Origin of the sequence: Granulicella mallensis MP5ACTX8, assembly GCF_000178955.2 — a bacterium.
Taxonomy (GTDB): domain Bacteria; phylum Acidobacteriota; class Terriglobia; order Terriglobales; family Acidobacteriaceae; genus Granulicella; species Granulicella mallensis.
In genome coordinates this window covers 1-18135 of sequence record NC_016631.1, presented here as the reverse complement: position 1 = coordinate 18135, position 18135 = coordinate 1, and the positions used below count along the sequence as shown (strand labels likewise).

Sequence of the window (18135 nt, the reverse complement as noted above, 5' to 3'; positions counted from 1 at the left end):
TGAAACGGCCTTCGGAAGTGATTTGTAGTGGCATGGTTGTTGCCGTTGTCTGTTTCTCGTCGTCATCCTGAGCCATCGGCGAAGGACCCCCGCATTGGTAGGGGCACAGCCGTTTAGGCCGCCCCAGACCAACAATGCTAGCCAGCAAGCAGCGTTCGCTCCAGTGGCATCGTGCCAATACGGGGGTCCTTCGCGTACCGCCCAGGATGACGACGAAAAACAAACAACGACGAAAAGCTTTATCTACCTAAAACATCGAGCTTCGTACTGGGAATCTTCTCGATCTCCCCTTCGCTCAGGTGCAGGTGGTCCTCCGCCATCTGTAGCGGCAGGCGGCGAATCCACTGGTTCAACGAGAACTCCGCGAAGTAACTGCTCCTGAAGAGCTCGAGGAAGACAAGGTCCTCCGTCCCCGTGTTCTCGATATAGTGGCCTGCCACCGCCGGTACAAAGCCAACATCATTCGGATTGAAGTTCATCGTGCGCGCCTTGCCCGACGAGGCGAAGACCGTCATCCGGCCGCTGCCGCTAATCCAGTACTGCCACTCGGAGGCGTTCGGGTGCCAGTGCAGTTCGCGCATTCCGCCTGGCTTGATGCGCACCAGGGCGCCGGAGATCGCCTTCGAGGGCGTAAACAGGCTGGAGTCCACAATCCTTACGTCGCCGCTTGCATTTTCAAGCGTGGGCTTCATCGCCTTCATGCGGAAGGTGTAGTCGATCTTCGACTCCACAGCCTTGCCGCCCACTGCCTTCTTATCGTCCTCGAGAGAACCGGGGACCTCGCCCTGAAAGATGTACAACTCATCGTCCGGCAGCTTGCGCACCGCGGACTCCGGCAGACCGAAGTTCTTGGAGATCACCTCGGGCGGCGTATGCGCCAGCCAATCCGAGATCAGGAAGGTTTGATACTCGGAGAATGTGCCTTCATCGAACACCAGCAGGAACTCGCAGCCATCGGGCCCGAGGCCCTGGATCGAGTGTGGAAATCCTGCGGGAAAGTACCAGAGATCGCCTTCCGTTACATCGTTGATAAAGATCGTCCCGTCGGGATTCAGCACGGTAACGCGCGCGTTGCCGTAGATCATGAACGCCCACTCGTTGGCGGTGTGCCAGTGCAGCTCGCGATAGCCGCCGGCTGTAAGCCGCATGTTCACACCCGCGAGGTCGCGGGAGCTGGGCAGGTCTTTCTCCGTTACCTGGCGCGTCCAGCCGCCGTCCTGCACGCGGCGATGCGAGAGATCGAACGAGTACCAGAAGGGATTGACGTCGCCCTTGTCGGTGTCGGGCGGCAGCTCGGAGGAGCCGTTCTGTCCGGCGATAGCTTTGTTAACCGGCCCGGGATTGCTGGCGGAATGATCCTGTTCGCCCTTGAAGATCTCGCTCCTGCTCTGGGCGAAGGCGAAGGGCGCGGAGATAACAGCTCCGGCGCTGATGGCGGCGGCTGCGGAGCCCAGAAAAGAACGGCGGCTAACGGGCTCTTTTTCTTTCATCGCTACAGTTTCGTTTTGCATGGTCGAATGCTCCTTGAAATTGATTCAAGGCTCACCCTGGTTATTTGTCCAATCGTATGTTTGGTTCACATTGATAGTAAAAACAGATAAGCAAAATTTATGAGAACTAGGCTGCTTGCCTTCTGTTTTTCCCCCACAGAATCGTCATCCTGAGCGAAGCGCCTCGCGCCTTTTGCGAGGTACGCAGTCGAAGGACCCCGAGGGACTTTCTCTCGCCCATGCCGTCGGGACCTTTCCCACCACGAAAGCCCGAGCGCGAACGCTTGATATAGAAAAGCTTCAAAAGGCTTGGGCAAGATAGCAGCCCTCGGGGTCCTTCGACTCCGCGTCCCCAAAAGCCGGGACGCTTCGCTCAGGATGACGCCTCTGTGGGGAGACGGAAAACAAAAGCCATGAGTGCACCAATCCTGCTCCACAGACTACCTGCCGCTGGCGCTCTTTTTATCGAGTTTGATAGCGATGCGGAGCAGCTCCTCTGCGAGCGGATCGGTGTTGCCTGAACGCATCGCCAGACCGATCTCAGAGAGCGGGGCCTTCTGCGGCAGAGAACGAACGACGAGGCTGCGCACCTGGCGTCGCACCAGCCCCTGCGGAGCCACGGCGATCCCGCCTCCCGCGCCGACCATCGCCAGCATCGTCTCCATCTCTCCCGCCTCGAAGACGACCCTGGGGCTGAAGCCTGCGGCGATGAACATGCCTATCCAGTGATCGTAAAACCCCGGCGCCCACTTGCGGGCATAGGCGACGAAGGGTTCGTGCTCCAGCTCCTTCAGCGTGAACGGCCTGCTGTTTGCCAGTCGATGGCCCTTCGGCACGACGAGCACAAATCTCTCCCGGTGAATGCGCGTGATGCTGAGACCCTTGCTGCCGGCGGGCAGACGAAGGAAGCCTGCGTCCAGCTTGCGCTCTTCGAGCAGTGCGATCTGGTCCGTAGTGCGAATGTTCAGCAGGTCGAGCGTGACGCGCGGATGGCTGCGCCGAAAGGCCAACACGATGGAAGGAACGATCTCCAGCGCAGCCGACGCGACAAACCCAATCTTCAGATGCCCGGCCTGACCTGCGGCAACGCGCTGGGCATTGGCGCGAGCCTCCTCCGCCATCTTCAGAATGGCTTCGGCATCGCGCAGGAAGAACTCACCGGAGGGAGTCAGGCGCACGCTGCGGCGCGTGCGTTCCAGCAACGCCACGCCAACGTCTGCCTCCAGAGCCTGGATCTGCGCACTCAGCGCGGGCTGCGACAGATGCAGCTTGCGCGCGGCAGCAGTAAAGCTGAGCGCCTGCGCCACGGCCAGAAATGAGCGTAGATGTTTGATCTCCATCGTGTGCGTTCTTAGAGCGATTCTCCTGGAACCAGTCTAAGAACTATAGGCCAATGCCGTTTCATCGCGTGTCTTTGTTCTTGCTTTTCTGGTTGTCATTCCGAGCGCAGCGAGTGAACCTGCTTCCTCCCGTTTTTAACTACTGTCAGTGCAAGCTATAGCCCTGTGGTTTTCGCCCCTATTTTCTGGGCAGTACGAACCAAGAACGGGAGACAGTAGGTTCACTCGCTGCGCTCGGAATGACAACCAGAAAAGCAAAGACAACAGCAAAGGCAAAAACAAAAACAACAAAAACGCGCTACCAGACAGCCACGGTCAAAATCTTCGGCGAGCCCGCGATTCCATTCACGACATCCATTTTCAATACCGCCTCAAAGTCATGGTCCTGAAACCCTGGGCCGATACGGCGGCGAAGCTCTTCCATCTGTCGTGGATCGACCAGAAACTCGCCGGCGGCGGCCGTCCCGCTCATTCCGATTCCAGCCACGATCACCTCCACCTGTCCGGTGGATTCATCATGGATACGCGCGACGATCGCAAAATCGCGTTTCGCGTCCGCGAGTCGGATCTTCAGGTCGAGACCCCAGTCCTTCATCTCAGGGTTCTTTGCGTCGGAGATCCAGTACTCCTCCTGGTACGTTCCGGAGAACCGGTAACGCAGCGGAGCGATCGCCCGCAGCGTCCACTGGTTGTCCAGGCCGCCGATCAGCACCACCGGTCCCTGGCGCAGGTCGTCGAGCGTCGTCGTCGTGTTCAGGCGGTAGTTGGATTCACGATTGTGCGCCGCCAGAAAATTAGAGATACGCAGCGTAGCCAGGGCATCCGAAAAGACGATGTTTTCTCCCAGGGTCTCGTGTGCCAGAAAGCTGGAGGTCAGAGGCGTGTCGGACACGGGAGCAACCGGCGGGTTGGGATGATTCGGTGTCGCTGCTGGGTCCTGGACCAGGATTCCGGCAGCGGCGGCGGTCTGAGAGCCTGACTTTTCAACTTCCATCGGCAGGCAGAAGACAACCGTCCGGCGATTGGCCAGCAGCGGTCCCCAGAAAGCGTCGAGTGCGGAGGGGTGCATCCCGCGCCAGAAAAACCCGGCGCCCAGGGCAACCAGAAGTACAGCCACTACTCCCACGACATACAGCACCAGGCGTTTGCGGCCTGATCTCGCCGTAGCTACAGCAGCAGCCTGCGACTCTGAAGCGGCGTTTTCCGCAGCCTGGATGTCTGTGAGGAAGGCAGCCACTCTGGCAATCGAATGTTGGTCGGAGCCGGCCTCTTTACGGGGACGGAACTCAGGTTCATACCGGCCCGGCATCAACTCGATGCGCATCTCCGACTCATGCGCCTCTTCGTGGTAATACTGTGCGATCCTCTTTCGGATCTCGGCAATGGTAACCCGCACGATGGGGTCCGACGCCGTATCGTAGTCCGCCGGGCGTTCGAACACGCGGACACCCAGGAGGCGCTCCTTCAGGAATTCGCCCCGGCCTTCCAGCGTCTCCTCCACGATGAAGCGGAATAACAAAGGGTAGCGCCTGCTGTTTTTGAAATGGCTCGTCTCCAACAGACGGTTCATCTGTTGTCTGACCTTCTCTTTGTCTTCCTCCGTCCTTGGGATCCAAACGCTGGTCTCGTCGGCCACAGGATTCATCGGTATACCTCTTGAAAGTTGCTGCCCAGCATAGGCCAACCCCTATACCCCTGACAATAGCTCTCTTTACCTCTTCTTTACCTTTCCTCAAAAAGTGCGAGTTTGCGGGCAAATACCTCTTTACCTTCCGGTGAGATACCAGATGAACCCTATACAGGTACAGAAACGGGTCCTATGATCCGTGCCGAACCAAAAGCCCCTCTTTGGATGTCGCGAACCCGTAAGGGAAACGCCCATCTATTTAACCCTCCAGCCTCTAATTCAGTAACAGAGACCCATGACTTTCGAGACAGGAAACGACATGATCGAAAATACGACCTTTACGCAACGCCGCACAGGCCAGTGCGAGAACTTCCACCGGCAGGCAGGACGCCTGCTCATCCTTCTTACGATCCTGATCGGCGGATTGTTCTTCGGATCAGGGGCAGCGCATGCCCAGTTGACCACCGCCGACATCCTTGGAACCGTCACCGACAGCACAGGTGCGGTCATTCCCAACGCGAACGTCACGCTGTTGAACCTCGACACTAACAGTCAGCGCACGGACGTGACTAATACGAGCGGCGACTTCCAATTCACCCTGCTTCCGGTCGGCCGCTACTCCGTAACGGTGAAGTTATCCGGCTTCAAGACCTCGACGACGTCGAACCTGGCTGTGGAAGCCGGTGATCGCGCCCGCGCCGACGTCCGTCTATTAACCGGCGGCACAACAGAGACCGTAACCGTGGAGGCCCAGACTCCCCTGCTCCAGGCCGACAGCGCCACCGTCAGTTCGACCGTGACAGCAAAAGCCGTGCAGGATCTGCCCTTGAACGGACGCAACTTCGTTCAGCTCGTAGATCTTGTCCCGGGTGCCAATGAAGGTGCCGGCAACGGTCTCGGCAGTGGTGGCCGCCCGGACGATCGCCGCAGCAATGCCGATGGCCTTTCCGTGAACGGACAGGACGAAGCACTCAACAACTGGGTCGTTGACGGCGTCGACGACAACGAACGCGTGATCGGCACCATCGGCGTCAAGCCGAACGTCGAAGGTATTCAAGAGATCACGATCCAGACCAACAGCTACGCTGCAGAAGTCGGCCGTACGGCAGGCGGCGTTATCAACATCGTCACCCGCTCTGGAACGAACCACTTCCACGGCTCGGTCTACGAATACTTCCGCAACGACATCTTCGATGGCCGCAACTTCTTTCAGAACACCGGAAGCAAGCCCGAACTGCGTCAGAATCAGTATGGCGGCAGCATCGGCGGTCCCATCTTCCACGATAGAACATTCTTCTACTTCGACTATGAAGGATTCCGTCAGGTTACGGGTGTTACCTACTCCGGCACGGTGCCCACGATCGAAGAGTACAACGACATCAATAGCATCGGCGCAGGCAACAGCCCCGAGTCGCTGCTCTCGGCAGCCAACGGAACGGCCGGCCTTCCCATCAATCCGATCACTCTGAACTACCTTAAGCTCTTCCCAGCTCCCACCAACAGCTCACTCGCCAACAACTACATCATCAGCCCCAACAAAACGCAGAACTCCAATACGTACGATGCCCGTGTCGACCATAGGTTCAACGACAAGAACCTGTTCTTCGGGCGCTTTGCGTATAACAAGGTCAATACCTTCACGCCTCCAAACTTTGGAACTGTGAATGGTCTTGAGATCAGCGGCGGCCGGTACAACTTCGATGGTCCGGCAACCGATGTAGCCCAGCAATATGCCTTCGGATACACGCACATCTTTAGCCAGAATCTTCTGCTCGATCTCCGGGCAGCCTTCTCTCGTATCAACAACCTCTCCCTCCCACTCAACTACGGCCTGAATGCCGACCAGACCGTTGGCTTTGATGCGAGCATGACCGCCTTTAGTCCCTTTGCCAACTCCCTGACCCCCATCAACGTCGGCCCCTTCGGCGATATTGGAGACGGCGCCTATGTTCCCCTACAGGACATCGACAACACCTTCCAATACTCCGGCACACTGAGCTGGACCAAAGGAAACCACAACTTCAAGTTCGGCGCGGCCTTCCTTCGCAGACAGGCCCGTAACGTGCAGAGTGCCTCTGCCGCCGGCTTTTACCAGTTCAATCTGCCCAGCGACACCAACTCTGACCAGAGGACGCAGCAGGGCTACCAGCTAGCTTCAACCCTGGTCGGCGCCTTCAACAGCCAGACCCGCAACTTCAACCTGAACCCTCCCGACTACCGCAGCTACGAGCCAAGCGGCTTCGCGCAGGATAGCTGGAAGGTGAGCCCGAAGCTGACGCTGCTCCTTGGCATTCGCTACGACGTCTTTACTCCCTTTACCGAAGCGCATAACCATATCTCGAACTTCGACTTCCCGGAGGCGCTCACCCTGAGCGCCGGAAACGTATCCAGTGCCTTGAAGATCGCCGGTGTCAATGGCGTCAACTCCCAGGTAAATATTCCGACCGATCACTCCAACGTTGCTCCTCGCCTCGGCTTCGCTTATTCCATGACGCCTTCACTCGTCCTTCGCGGAGGCTACGGTCTCAGCTTCTTCCCCGGCAACTACACCTCGAACGCCGATCTGAAGAACGCCCCGTTCACCTCCGTCTTCAGCCCCTCCTGCCAGTCCACCCTCGCCGTCCAGATCGAAAAGGCCCAGAATCAATTTGCCGGTCAAAACGACGATTGCGCACTTCAAAACGCGCCTGGAACCATCAATGAGGGTTTGCCGTCTCCCGCACCTCCCTCAGCAGCCCAGATCGCGAACCTGTCCACGATTCCCGGTCTCGGGTTCGTAGCCGAAGCCCCCAACTTCAAATCGGCTCTCATCCAGCAGTTCAATCTGCAGGTTGAGCAGCAGGTTGGCGCCAATGTCTTCACCATCGGCTATGTCGGCAACATCGGCCAGCACCTGCCGGAGTCGATCGACAACATCAACCAGCCCAAGCCCTTCAACCCCCTCACCAATCCAGCCGGGGCAAATCGTCCGCTGAATGCTACGCTTCCCAATCTGGGCGGTGTGAGCTTTATCCAAAGCGAGGGTGTCTCAAACTACAACGGCCTGCAGACCTCCTTCCAGCGCCGCTTTACCCACGGACTGGCCTTCGATGCAAACTACACCTGGGCCAAGGCTCTGGCCGACATCAGCAGCTTCTCCCAGCAAGGCGACCAGGGTTGGGCTCATGCTGACCCGACCCGCATTCGCCAGATCGAGTACGGCAAATCGGATACCGATATCCAAAACCGCTTCGCCCTCTCGCTCAACTATGAACTGCAGTACGGAAAGGAATTCACCGGCATCAAGAAGGCCCTTGTCTCCGGCTGGCAGACCAATATCATCACGGCATGGCAGAGCGGAAAGGTCTTCTCGATCACCGAATCCGGCAGCGGCCTCGACAATCCTCCGGACTGCGACCTCCAAAACCACTGCGTACCGCACGGCTTCAACAACCGCGCTGTCCCGCAAAACAGCGGTGGAGCGGATCGTCCCAACCAGATCAAGGATGCCCGTCTGAGCCACAAGACCCTGACGCAGTTCTTCGACACGACAGCCTTCGCTCCTCAAGCCCTCGGAACCGTTGGAAGCACGCAGCGCAACTCGCTGTTTGGTCCCGACTTCCGCCACGTAGACCTCTCACTCTTCAAAAACTTTCCGATCAAGGGAGCTGTGAACGTGCAGTTCCGTGTCGAAACCTTCAACATCTCCAACACGCCGAACTTCTTTATCGCGAATAACAACAGTTCTAACCAGGCCTTTGGCAATGCGGCCTTCGGTACCGTTACGCAAACCGATCCGAACTACACCCCCCGGCAGTATCAGTTCGCTTTGAAACTACAGTTCTAAGCTGACGAATACTGACTGGAAACACGGCGAGCCGCCGATAGCCTTCACGGATCGGCGGCTCGTTGGCTTTTCACTTGATTGCTGTGATTGACTGACTAAAGAATTTTGCAGCCTGGAGCTTCTGTGTTCAATAACATCTCTCGCCGCACCCTTGCCCGCATCCTGGGCGGTTCCGCCGCAGCCCTCTCCTTACCTCGTGTTGGATTCGCAACCGAAGGCGCCCCAGCCCCCTCAACGCACTCCGCCGGGACGACCCGAACCTTTCCCAGCGACTTTCTCTGGGGTTCGGCAACCGCCTCCTACCAGGTAGAAGGCGCAGTCCACGAAGCTGGCCGCGGGCCCTCCATCTGGGACACCTTTTCGCACACTCCGGGCAAGACCCACAACGGAGATACCGGCGATGTCGCCGACGATTTTTTCCACCGCTACAAGGAAGATATCCAGATCATGAAGGGTCTGGGGCTTAAGACCTTCCGCTTCTCGGTCTCCTGGTCGCGCATCTTCCCCACCGGCACCGGCTCCCCTAATCCGCAGGGGTTGGACTTCTACCATCACCTGGCCGACGCTCTTCTCGAAGCCGGAATTCAGCCCTTCTGCACGCTCTATCACTGGGACCTCCCCCAGACGCTGCAAGACAAAGGCGGCTGGGAGAACCATGACACCTCCAAGGCCTTTGCCGACTACGCCGGCTACACCGCAGGCAAGCTCTCGGATAATGTCCACCACTTCATGACCATGAACGAGATGCGCACCTTCGTCGACGTAGGCAACAGGGAAGGCAGGCACGCGCCCGGTCTCAAGCTCGACGACAAGCGTCTCGCGCAGTTGAACCACCACGTCGTGCTGGGCCATGGCCTGGCCGTGCGAGCGATTCGCGCGACGGTCAAGCCCGGCACCAAGGTCGGCCTCGCCGAGAATATCTCCGCGACGACGCCGGTCGTCGAATCGCCGGAACACATCGAAGCCGCACACAAGGCCCTGCGCGAAGAGAATGCTTCGTTCCTCACCGTGGTACAGGAGGGACGCTACACGGACCTTTACCTCAAGCGCCTTGGAGGAAACGCTCCCAAGTTCACCGCGGAAGAGATGGAGATCATTCGCAGCCCGCTGGATTTCGTGGGCATCAACATCTATCAGCCCATGTATGTTCGTGCGGACAGCTCAGAGAAGGGCTACGCCGTCGTGCCTCCTCCCAGCTCTTATCCCCACATGTTCAGCCCCTGGCTCAACGTCGGCCCTGAGGGCATCTACTGGGGACCGAAGCTGGTCCACGAGGTCTGGAAGGTGAAGGAGATGTACATCACCGAGAACGGCGCCTCGTCGAGCGACCACCTCACACCTGAGGGCAAGGTCTACGACACGGACCGCGTCATGTTCCTGCGTAACTACCTCACCCAGCTTCAGCGCGGAGTCTCGGAGGGCGTGCCGGTCAAAGGCTACTTCCTCTGGAGCCTGCTGGATAACTACGAGTGGGCCGATGGATACGAGAAGCGCTTCGGCATCATCTATGTCGATTTCGCCACGCAGCAGCGGACGCCTAAGTTAAGCGCGGAGTTCTATAAGCAGGTAATAGCGAAGAACGCTGTTTCCTAACTGCTCCCTACAAGTTAGGTGCCCTGTTCATGACGATAAAACGTCGTGAACAGGGCTTTTTTTAGCGATGTGCTTCGCGGTCTCAATCCCACCTGTCTCAAATAAGATGAACTCAGTTCTCCCCATGTGCCGGGATGAAGGATCAGTCCCGGCCGGTTTAAACGTTCTATCGATGAAGACACCCTGATGACAACGCGTTCTATCCATCTGGAGCCACGCTGGCCCGCAATTCTAGCTCTTCTTGCTGTCGGAGGCCTGCGTCTGGCCCTGCCGGAGTCTCTATCCATCGGGCCGGCCTGGCTACTGATTCCTGTCGTGGCAGTACTTGCAATTCCCACGGTATTGGCACGACTTCATGGAGATAACCGTCTCAACCAGGTCCTGGGGTATCTGATGGTCTCCATCGTGACCGTGGACATGGTTTGGTCCCTGGGACTTCTTCTGCTGGCCCTTCCCTCGCATAAGGAGACGCCGAAAGAGCTTTTGATCTCCGCTGCTGCCCTATGGATCACGAACATTCTCGTCTTCGCATCGTGGTACTGGCGTCTGGATGCGGGAGGGCCTCGTGCACGCGAACTGCGCGGAGTTCATACCGATGGAGCCTTTCTGTTTCCGCAGATGACCCTCGATCAAAAGTCGAAACGAGTCATGGGGGAGCAATGCTGGAGCCCCGGTTTTATCGATTACCTGTTTCTGGCGTTCAATACCAGCACGGCTTTTTCGCCCACCGATACTCCCGTTCTGTCACCCTGGGCAAAGGTCATGGTGATGATCCAGGCGCTCATCTCCTTCACGACGGTAGCTCTCCTGGCTGCGCGGGCCGTCAATATTCTTTAGCCACTTGCTTTCATCCCCCACAAAATCGTCATCCTGAGCGGAGCGCCTCGCGTGAGGTGCTCCGCTCAGAGCACGTGACTTTACTAGCGTGCCGTAGAGATGCAATAGCAATTTTCAAGTGAGATAAAGAGAGTAGGAAGCGGCACAAACTCTAGCCCCGCAGGGGCGGCTCCATCAAAGCCCAGGGTGAAACCCTGGGTTAAGGTGCTAAGAGGATGCTGAGCCCTGAAGGGGCGACCTATCGAGTCACCCGCGATAGATCGCCCCTTCAGGGCTATATCCCTCATAGAGATTCTGTAACCCAGGGTTTCACCCTGGGCTTTGATGGGGCCGCCCCTGCGGGGCTAGAGTTTGTATCACTTCTTTCGCGTGAGACCCGTTTTGCGGTAACGCAACATGGCTTTGGTATCCTTTTCCGACGCACCGAGCAAATTTGGAGAGGAAGGTCAACAGGGCCGTGAAGTTTTCCCGTATACCGCAGTTCGGCCTTGGCCTTCGGACCGAATCAGAGTCGCAACCATCCTTCGCTGCCGCCGATATCGCCGTTGGCCTCGGAACACTCGTGTTGCTGTATGTCGCCGCGCGAGTAGGCGCTGAATCGCTCGTCAAGTTCAGTCCGCCGGATGTCATTCCAACGATCAGTCTGGACCCGCGCAATCTTCCGAATTACGCCGCTCGCTCTACGCTACGAATGTTCATCGCGCTGGGATTCTCAACCCTCTTCACCTTCGTCTACGGCTATGCCGCCGCACGAAGCCGGCGAGCGGAGAAGGTCCTCATCCCGCTGCTGGATATCCTGCAGTCCGTCCCGGTGCTCGGCTTCCTCTCCGTCACAGTGACCTTGTTTATTGCGATGTTCAGGGGCAGCCTGCTCGGTCTCGAAGCCGCCTCCATCTTTGCCATCTTCACAGGCCAGGCCTGGAACATGGCCTTTTCGTTCTACCAGTCCCTCCGCACGGTTCCGGCCGAGATGGACGAGATGGTAACGCTCTACGGCCTCTCCAAGTGGGAGCGGTTTACGCGGCTGGAACTGCCTTCTTCCGTGATTGGCCTGGTCTGGAACGGCATGATGAGCTTCGGCGGCGGATGGTTTTTCCTCGCTGCCAGCGAATCGATCAGCGTGTTGAACCGGCAATACACGCTCCCCGGGCTGGGTTCGTATGTGGCTTCCGCCATTGCCGCGCGCGACCTGCACGCGGTCGCCTGGGCCGTTGTGACGATGATCATTCTGGTCCTGCTGATCGACCAGTTCTTCTGGAAGCCGCTGGTCACCATCGCCGATCGTTACAAGCTCGAATTGAGTGCCGGCGAAGAACGCCGCTTCTGGGTCGTTGACCTTTGGCGCGCCGCATCCCTTCCTGCGCTCTTTGAATGCATCCTGGGCCCGTCTTTGATCAGGCTGGACCGGCTGTTCTCCAACCTCACGAGAGTGAAGCCGCACCCGGGGCACACGAGCCCGTCGAAGACCGCGGATAGAGTCTTCAACGTCGTGGTTTCGCTACTGGCCCTGGGGATGATCGTTGCCGCCGTTCGCTTCATCCTTTCAAGCGTCGGCATGGCCGAGGTCGGCCACGCCGCTCTGCTCGGGCTGGCAACCGGAGCCAGGGTGCTGGCGCTGCTGGTCTTGAGCACCCTTATCTGGACCCCCATCGGCGTTGCCATCGGCTTCAATCCCAGGCTCGCGCGCCTGTCTCAGCCGCTGGTACAGATTTGCGCTTCCTTCCCAGCGAACTTCCTCTTTCCGTTTGCGACGCTCATCTTTATCCGCTTGGGTATCCACTTGAACTGGGGCAGCATGTTGTTGATGGCCCTTGGAGCGCAGTGGTATCTGCTGTTCAATGTCATTGGCGGAGCGCAGTCCGTCCCCAACGATCTGCGCGAGATGGCCACCAGCATCGGCCTTCGCGGCTTCCGCAAATGGAAGTTCCTCATCGGCCCAAGCATCTTCGGCTCCTGGGTCACGGGCGCCATCACCGCTTCAGGCGGAGCCTGGAACGCGAGCATTGTGGCCGAGATCGTCTCCTGGGGACACACGACGCTGAGGGCCGCAGGCCTGGGCGCCTACATCGCTGATGCAACCTCGGTCGGCGACTGGCCGCGCATCGTACTCGGCGTTAGCTTGATGAGCGTGTTCGTCGTCACCTTGAATCGTATTTTGTGGAAGCCGCTCTATCGTCTGGCTCAAACGCGGTTCCAACTTAGTTGATCGGAGAAGCAACATGGCACAAGCCACAACCCTGTTGACGGCCGAACGGGTCTCGAAGACATTCCCTCTCTCTGCGGGAGGCGAGCAGACAGTTCTTGAGACCGTCTCGCTCAACGTTGCCCCCAGTGAAGTCGTAGCGCTCCTGGGGCGCAGCGGCTCCGGCAAGAGCACGTTGCTGCGTATCCTGGCGGGGCTCATTGAACCGAGCACTGGTACCGTGACGCGTCACGGCGTTCTCCTGCGGGGACCGAACCCGGACGTCGCAATGGTCTTTCAGAGCTTCGCACTGCTCCCCTGGCTGACCGTCCAGGAAAATGCCGAGCTTGGGTTGACTGCCCGGGGAGTCTCCAAAGAGACCGCGGAGAAGGAAGCCATGCACGCCCTGCAGATGGTCGGTCTAGAAGGGTTTGAAGGCGCGTATCCGAAGGAGCTTTCGGGTGGAATGCGCCAGCGTGTGGGTTTCGCCCGGGCGTTCGTCATGAAGCCGGATGTGCTGATGATGGATGAACCCTTCAGCGCCCTCGACGTCCTCACCGCGGAGAACCTTCGCGGTGAAATCAGCGATCTATGGGAGAAGGGCTCGTTCCCCTCCAAGAGCATTCTGCTGGTCACGCACAACATCGAGGAGGCCATCCTCCTCGCCGATCGAATCGTGATCCTCGGCACAAATCCGGGGCGTATTCGCGGAGAAGTCCGAGTCGACATTCCACGCCCCAGAGATAAGAACGGACCTCGCTTTCGCGCGTTGGTGGATCACGTGTATACGGTGATGACGAACCCCGAAGCCGCGGTAGAAGAGATTCCCGCCGCAACCGCGAAGCCAACGAAGCGATTCCCGATGCTGCCGCATGCACGTTCGGGAGGCATCAGCGGTTTGCTGGAGATCATCCATGATCGCGGTGGACGCGAGGACCTGCCGCAACTCGCAAATGATCTGCGCTTGGAGATCGACGACCTGTTGCCGGCCGTCGATGCGTCGGCTCTCCTCGGCTTTGCCAGCGTTGCGGAAGGCGATGTGATCCTCACGGACACAGGGAAAGAGTTCGCTACCGCCGGCGTTCACCGCAGCCATGAGATCTTCAAGGAACAGCTTCTTAGCCGAGTCCCTCTCACCGCAACCGTCCTGCGAGTGCTGGAAGAAAAGCGCGATGGGCGTATCGGCAAAGAGTTTCTGTTGGACATCCTGGATGAACACTTCTCGGATGAAGAAGCGGAGAAGCAGTTTCAAACGCTCATCGACTGGGGCCGCTACGCGCACCTCTTCGAATACGACGCGGATGAAGAACGCCTGTATCTCGCGGAGCCCGAAGAAGACATCGCCGAACGGGATTCTCCAACCGCTGTATAGCGAGAGTCCTCCTGCTACGATGCAGATCCAGTAGAAGAAATACGAAGGCCCGCTCCTGGAGCGGGCCTTTTTTGCGCGAAGCGCGTCTCGCAGCACGCGTAGTGCTCAGATCCGCATCGGCATCAGGATGTAGCGGTACTTCACATCCTCGTTGCCATCTTCCGGCCGCATCTGCCCGGCTGACTGCGCATCCTTGAACTCCAGCCGCACTTCGCCGGTCACGCCGGTCGCGCGCAGGAAGTCCACCAGGTACGAGCTGTTGAAGCCGACCACAAGAGGATCGTAGTTGTACGGCGTCTCGATGATGTCTTCCGACTCGCCCGCATCCGTCGACTGCGCCGAGAGCTTCAGCTCGTTCTGCTCCAGGCGAATCTTGATCGCGCCCGAACGCTCGTCCGCAAACTGGGCGACGCGCTGAATCGACGACATCAGGTCTTCCGAGCGCACGATGACGAACTTCGTGTTGTCGCGCGGCAGCACGGCCTCGTAGTTGGGGAACTGCCCGGTCAGCTTGCGGCTGGTCAGGACGCGTCCACCAATGCGGAAGAACAGCGACTGCTCATCATCGGCGAACTCCACGAAGTCCGTCTCCGACGCTCCCAGAAGCCCGGAGAGCTCCGCCAGAGCCTTGCGGGGGATGAGGGTCTTCTTCTCGCCCGAGATGCCTTCCAGGGCCTCGCCAAGCTTCTCAATGTGCGCCAGGCGATGACCGTCGGTCGCTACCATCGCCATCGACTCGGCCTTCAGCACCAGCAGTGCACCGTTCAGCGTGTAGCGCGACTCTTCGTTCGAGATCGCAAAGATAGTCTTCGCGATCATGTTCTTCAGGCTGGCGGCGTTGATCTTGAACACGCCGACCTCGGGGAACTCGGGCACCTGGGGGAAGTTCGCGCGTGCCATGCCGACCATCTTGGTGTTCGAGCGGCCTGCGCGGATCTGCACCCAGTGGTTGTCCATGAGCTTGATCGAGATGTCGCCCTCGGGCAGCAGCTTGATGTAATCGAACAGCTTGCGGGCAGGGATCGTGCAGGCGCCGGCCTTCTTCACCTTCGCCACGCAGCTCGTCTTCAGCGACTGGTCGAGATCGGTCGCGGTGATCGTGAGCTTTTCGTCGGAGGCTTCGAACAGGAAGTTCGAGAGGATGGGGATCGTCGTCTTGCGCTCGACGACGGATTGCGCGGCAGTAAGCTCGCGCAGCAACTCCGCGCGCGAGACGGTGATCTCAAGATTGCCGGTAGGCGCTGCGACGTCAGGCGTGATGGTGGCGGTGGACACGGTCAGGGTTCTCCCTTGCTGATAGCGCACTCACCCAGTTGCAAACTCCGCTTTCGCTACACCTTCGCGCGGAGTGCGTGGGTTCCCTTGATTCTAGGGCGAATGGGCCCCTTCGTGCGAGCGCTTTTCGGTGTGAATATCCCGGGACGTTTTGTGGGGGACGGGACATCGGCCAAAAACGCCCGCCCGAACTCTCGTTTAGTGCCTTGACCACGAATGCTGGCGCAAGGGGGAAGAGGCGAGGGTGTGGCTCTCGTTCGAACTACCCACCCTGCTGGAGGCTCGCCGAGAACGCTTCTACAAAACTAGGTGAAAGGGAAAGAATTACTAGTAGTAGTACTCGTTGTGGGTGGAAGAGTGGATATCGGGGCGAAGTGTTTCAGGATCATCACTTGCAGGGTCCACAAGCTTTCCAAAACTAGCCACCCGGAATCGAACAATGCGGACGACCGGGTACAGCCCCGAGGTTAGGTCCATGGTTTTCCCTTTTCTGCACAACCCCTGTCGAGCCACCCCGGAAGACTCTCGTACGCAATGTGCGTAGCGCGCGCAGAACCGCATCAACACAGGCGATAACGCTACCCACTTTACCCACACCCCAACGCGCAGGCAGCGCAAAAGTGGAAAGCTAGGATACGAATGTTGAAGTGTGGAAGAGCTGGTACGGTTTTCGAGGAGGCGGCTTGGAGGGGGCGGCAAGGCGTGGCGCTGGGTATAACGGCAATCGCTTTAAGGCAAAGCAGAACGCATCAAGAAAAGAAAGATGGAGCAATATTTGAGACTTGGGGAGTGTCACTTAATGGCGCGAAGCGCGTTCTGTGACGCTTCAGCGTCGCAGAGACGGAGGGGCCGTAGCCTTTAGGCTACGGAATAAGGGCCAGGCAAAAATTGGGCTTCAGCCCCGGGCCGTTTGCTCGCAGCCGAAAGAAGGCCCGGGCCTAAAGGCCAATTCTCGTTGGGCCTCTAATTTCAGGGGCCTGAAGGCCCCTGCTCCCTCCGTCCCTGTGATGCTGAAACATCACAGAACGCGCTTCGCGCCACGCCACGCACTACCTAACTGCCCCCACAACGCACAAAGGCCGCCCACCCGGGCGGCCTTTGCTCTTCGACGATCTCCTACTACCCAAGCGTCTCCATCAGCTTGTTCACCGTACGATTCAGATCCTTATCATTCCTGCGCTGCTCATCAATCTTCGCAATCGAGTGCATCACCGTCGTATGGTGCTTGCCGCCGAACTGACGACCGATCTCAGGCAGCGAGGCCTCCGTCATCTGCTTGGCCAGGTACATCGCAATCTGCCGCGGCACCACGATCTGCCGCGAGTTGTTCTTCTGCTTCAGCTCCGCCACGCGCATGCCGAAGTTCTCAGCCACAGCGCGCTGAATCGCTTCGATCGTGATCTTGCGTACCTGCGTGTCGATGAACTGCTTCAAGCACTGCTGCGCCGTCGGCAGTGTGATCTCCACGCCATGCAGCGAGCACCACGCGATCAGACGTACCAGGGCGCCTTCGAGCTCGCGCACGTTGGTCCGTACGTTACCCGCGATGAACAAAGCCACATCCATCGGCAGAACAGTCTGTTCGAGCTCCGCCTTCTTCTGCAGGATCGCAACCTTGGTCTCGAGGTCGGGCGGCTGGATGTCGACCACCAGGCCCCACTCAAAGCGCGAGCGCAGACGGTCTTCAAAGTCCGCCAGCTCTTTGGGAGGGCGGTCCGAGGCGATCACAATCTGCTTCATCGACTCGTGCAGCGCATTGAACGTATGGAAGAACTCTTCCTGCGTACGCTCCTTGCCGGCGAGGAACTGAATATCGTCGATCAGCAGCACATCCACGGTGCGGAATTTGTCGCGGAAGCCGGTCATCTTGTCGTAGCGGACCGAGTTGATCATCTCGTTGGTGAACTTCTCACCCGAGACATAGCTGATTGCCGCATGCGGCTGGCGCAGCTTCACCTGGTGCCCGATGGCCTGCATCAGGTGCGTCTTGCCCATACCCACGCCGCCATAGACGAACAGCGGGTTGTAGGCCTTCGAGGGGCGCTCGGCGACGGCCTGGGCAGCGGCATGGGCAAACTGGTTGCCGCTGCCGATCACGAAGCTGTCGAACTGGTAGCGCGGATTGAGCTGTGCGGCAGTGTTCCAGTCGAAGCGTGACTGCTCCGGCCCGACACCGTTGCCGGTGGGAGCGCCGTTGCGCAGGCTGCGGGGAGCGTTCAGGCTGTGGCTGGGCTGCGGAGCGAATCCGCCATCTTCGCGCAGACGCGCGGCGTTAGGGTCCGGAGGGGGAACCTGAAAGATCACCTGGTCCAGCTCCAGCCCGAGATTGTCGACTGCTTCGCTGATGAGATCGGCATAGCGGTCTCCGACATGCTCAAACTCGGCGGAGGGAATTCGCACGTACAGCGTGCGGTCTGTGATGTGGGAGAAGCGTGTCGGCTTCAGCCATGTTTCAAAGCTTTGCCGGTTGATCTTCTTTTCGAGCGCACCGAGAATGCGGACCCACTGATTCAGAACGGCGGCGGCAACCGGAACAAATGACATTGTGATCGTCTTTCTTAAAATCCATTGGAGTTCGGGAAACCTATTGCAA

Annotated in this window: 11 protein-coding genes; 5 read left to right on the top strand and 6 right to left on the bottom strand. The window is 58.8% G+C overall.

Going from position 1 to position 18135, the window contains the following annotated elements; translation table 11 throughout:
* Positions 1 to 239: 239 nt before the first annotated feature.
* From ACIX8_RS00060 to ACIX8_RS00050, 3 genes are all read right to left on the bottom strand, one after another.
* A complete protein-coding gene (locus ACIX8_RS00060) occupies positions 240 to 1511 on the bottom strand; it encodes a cupin domain-containing protein (RefSeq protein WP_014263256.1) in 1272 nt (423 codons plus the stop codon).
* 419 nt (positions 1512 to 1930) lie between these two features.
* The gene (locus ACIX8_RS00055) at positions 1931 to 2830 is read right to left on the bottom strand and encodes a LysR family transcriptional regulator (protein ID WP_014263255.1); all 900 of its coding nucleotides are present in this window, start codon (positions 2828 to 2830) and stop codon (positions 1931 to 1933) included.
* Between the two features lie 298 nt (positions 2831 to 3128).
* Positions 3129 to 4400, bottom strand: a complete 1272-nt coding sequence (locus ACIX8_RS00050) for a hypothetical protein (RefSeq protein ID WP_223295433.1) — start codon at positions 4398 to 4400, stop codon at positions 3129 to 3131.
* A gap of 376 nt (positions 4401 to 4776) precedes the next feature.
* Here ACIX8_RS00050 and ACIX8_RS00045 point away from each other — a divergent pair, with 376 nt between their 5' ends.
* The 5 genes from ACIX8_RS00045 (at position 4777) to ACIX8_RS00025 (ending at position 14267) form a co-directional block, all read left to right on the top strand.
* Positions 4777 to 8283: a TonB-dependent receptor gene (locus ACIX8_RS00045; RefSeq protein ID WP_014263253.1), complete on the top strand. Its 3507-nt coding sequence runs from the start codon at positions 4777 to 4779 to the stop codon at positions 8281 to 8283.
* A gap of 123 nt (positions 8284 to 8406) precedes the next feature.
* Positions 8407 to 9876, top strand: a complete 1470-nt coding sequence (locus tag ACIX8_RS00040) for a GH1 family beta-glucosidase (protein WP_014263252.1) — start codon at positions 8407 to 8409, stop codon at positions 9874 to 9876.
* A 186-nt stretch (positions 9877 to 10062) separates the two neighbouring features.
* Entirely contained in the window at positions 10063 to 10713 is a 651-nt protein-coding gene (locus ACIX8_RS00035; protein WP_014263251.1) for a hypothetical protein, read from the top strand.
* 457 nt (positions 10714 to 11170) lie between these two features.
* On the top strand, positions 11171 to 12919 hold the full coding sequence (locus ACIX8_RS00030; RefSeq protein WP_223295432.1) for an ABC transporter permease: 1749 nt from the start codon (positions 11171 to 11173) through the stop codon (positions 12917 to 12919).
* A 13-nt stretch (positions 12920 to 12932) separates the two neighbouring features.
* The gene (locus tag ACIX8_RS00025; protein ID WP_014263249.1) at positions 12933 to 14267 is read left to right on the top strand and encodes an ABC transporter ATP-binding protein; all 1335 of its coding nucleotides are present in this window, start codon (positions 12933 to 12935) and stop codon (positions 14265 to 14267) included.
* Positions 14268 to 14372: 105 nt separating this feature from the next.
* On the opposite strand, the gene dnaN is transcribed toward ACIX8_RS00025, so the two are convergent.
* The 3 genes from dnaN to dnaA all read right to left on the bottom strand — a co-directional run bounded on the left by dnaN (position 14373) and on the right by dnaA (position 18086).
* On the bottom strand, positions 14373 to 15542 hold the full coding sequence (gene dnaN, locus ACIX8_RS00020) for a DNA polymerase III subunit beta (protein WP_014263248.1): 1170 nt from the start codon (positions 15540 to 15542) through the stop codon (positions 14373 to 14375).
* A gap of 327 nt (positions 15543 to 15869) precedes the next feature.
* Positions 15870 to 16019 carry a hypothetical protein gene (locus ACIX8_RS25785; protein ID WP_014263247.1) on the bottom strand — a complete coding sequence of 50 codons (150 nt, stop codon included), beginning with the start codon at positions 16017 to 16019 and terminating at the stop codon, positions 15870 to 15872.
* A gap of 642 nt (positions 16020 to 16661) precedes the next feature.
* The gene (gene dnaA / locus ACIX8_RS00010; RefSeq protein WP_014263246.1) at positions 16662 to 18086 is read right to left on the bottom strand and encodes a chromosomal replication initiator protein DnaA; all 1425 of its coding nucleotides are present in this window, start codon (positions 18084 to 18086) and stop codon (positions 16662 to 16664) included.
* Positions 18087 to 18135: the final 49 nt, after the last annotated feature.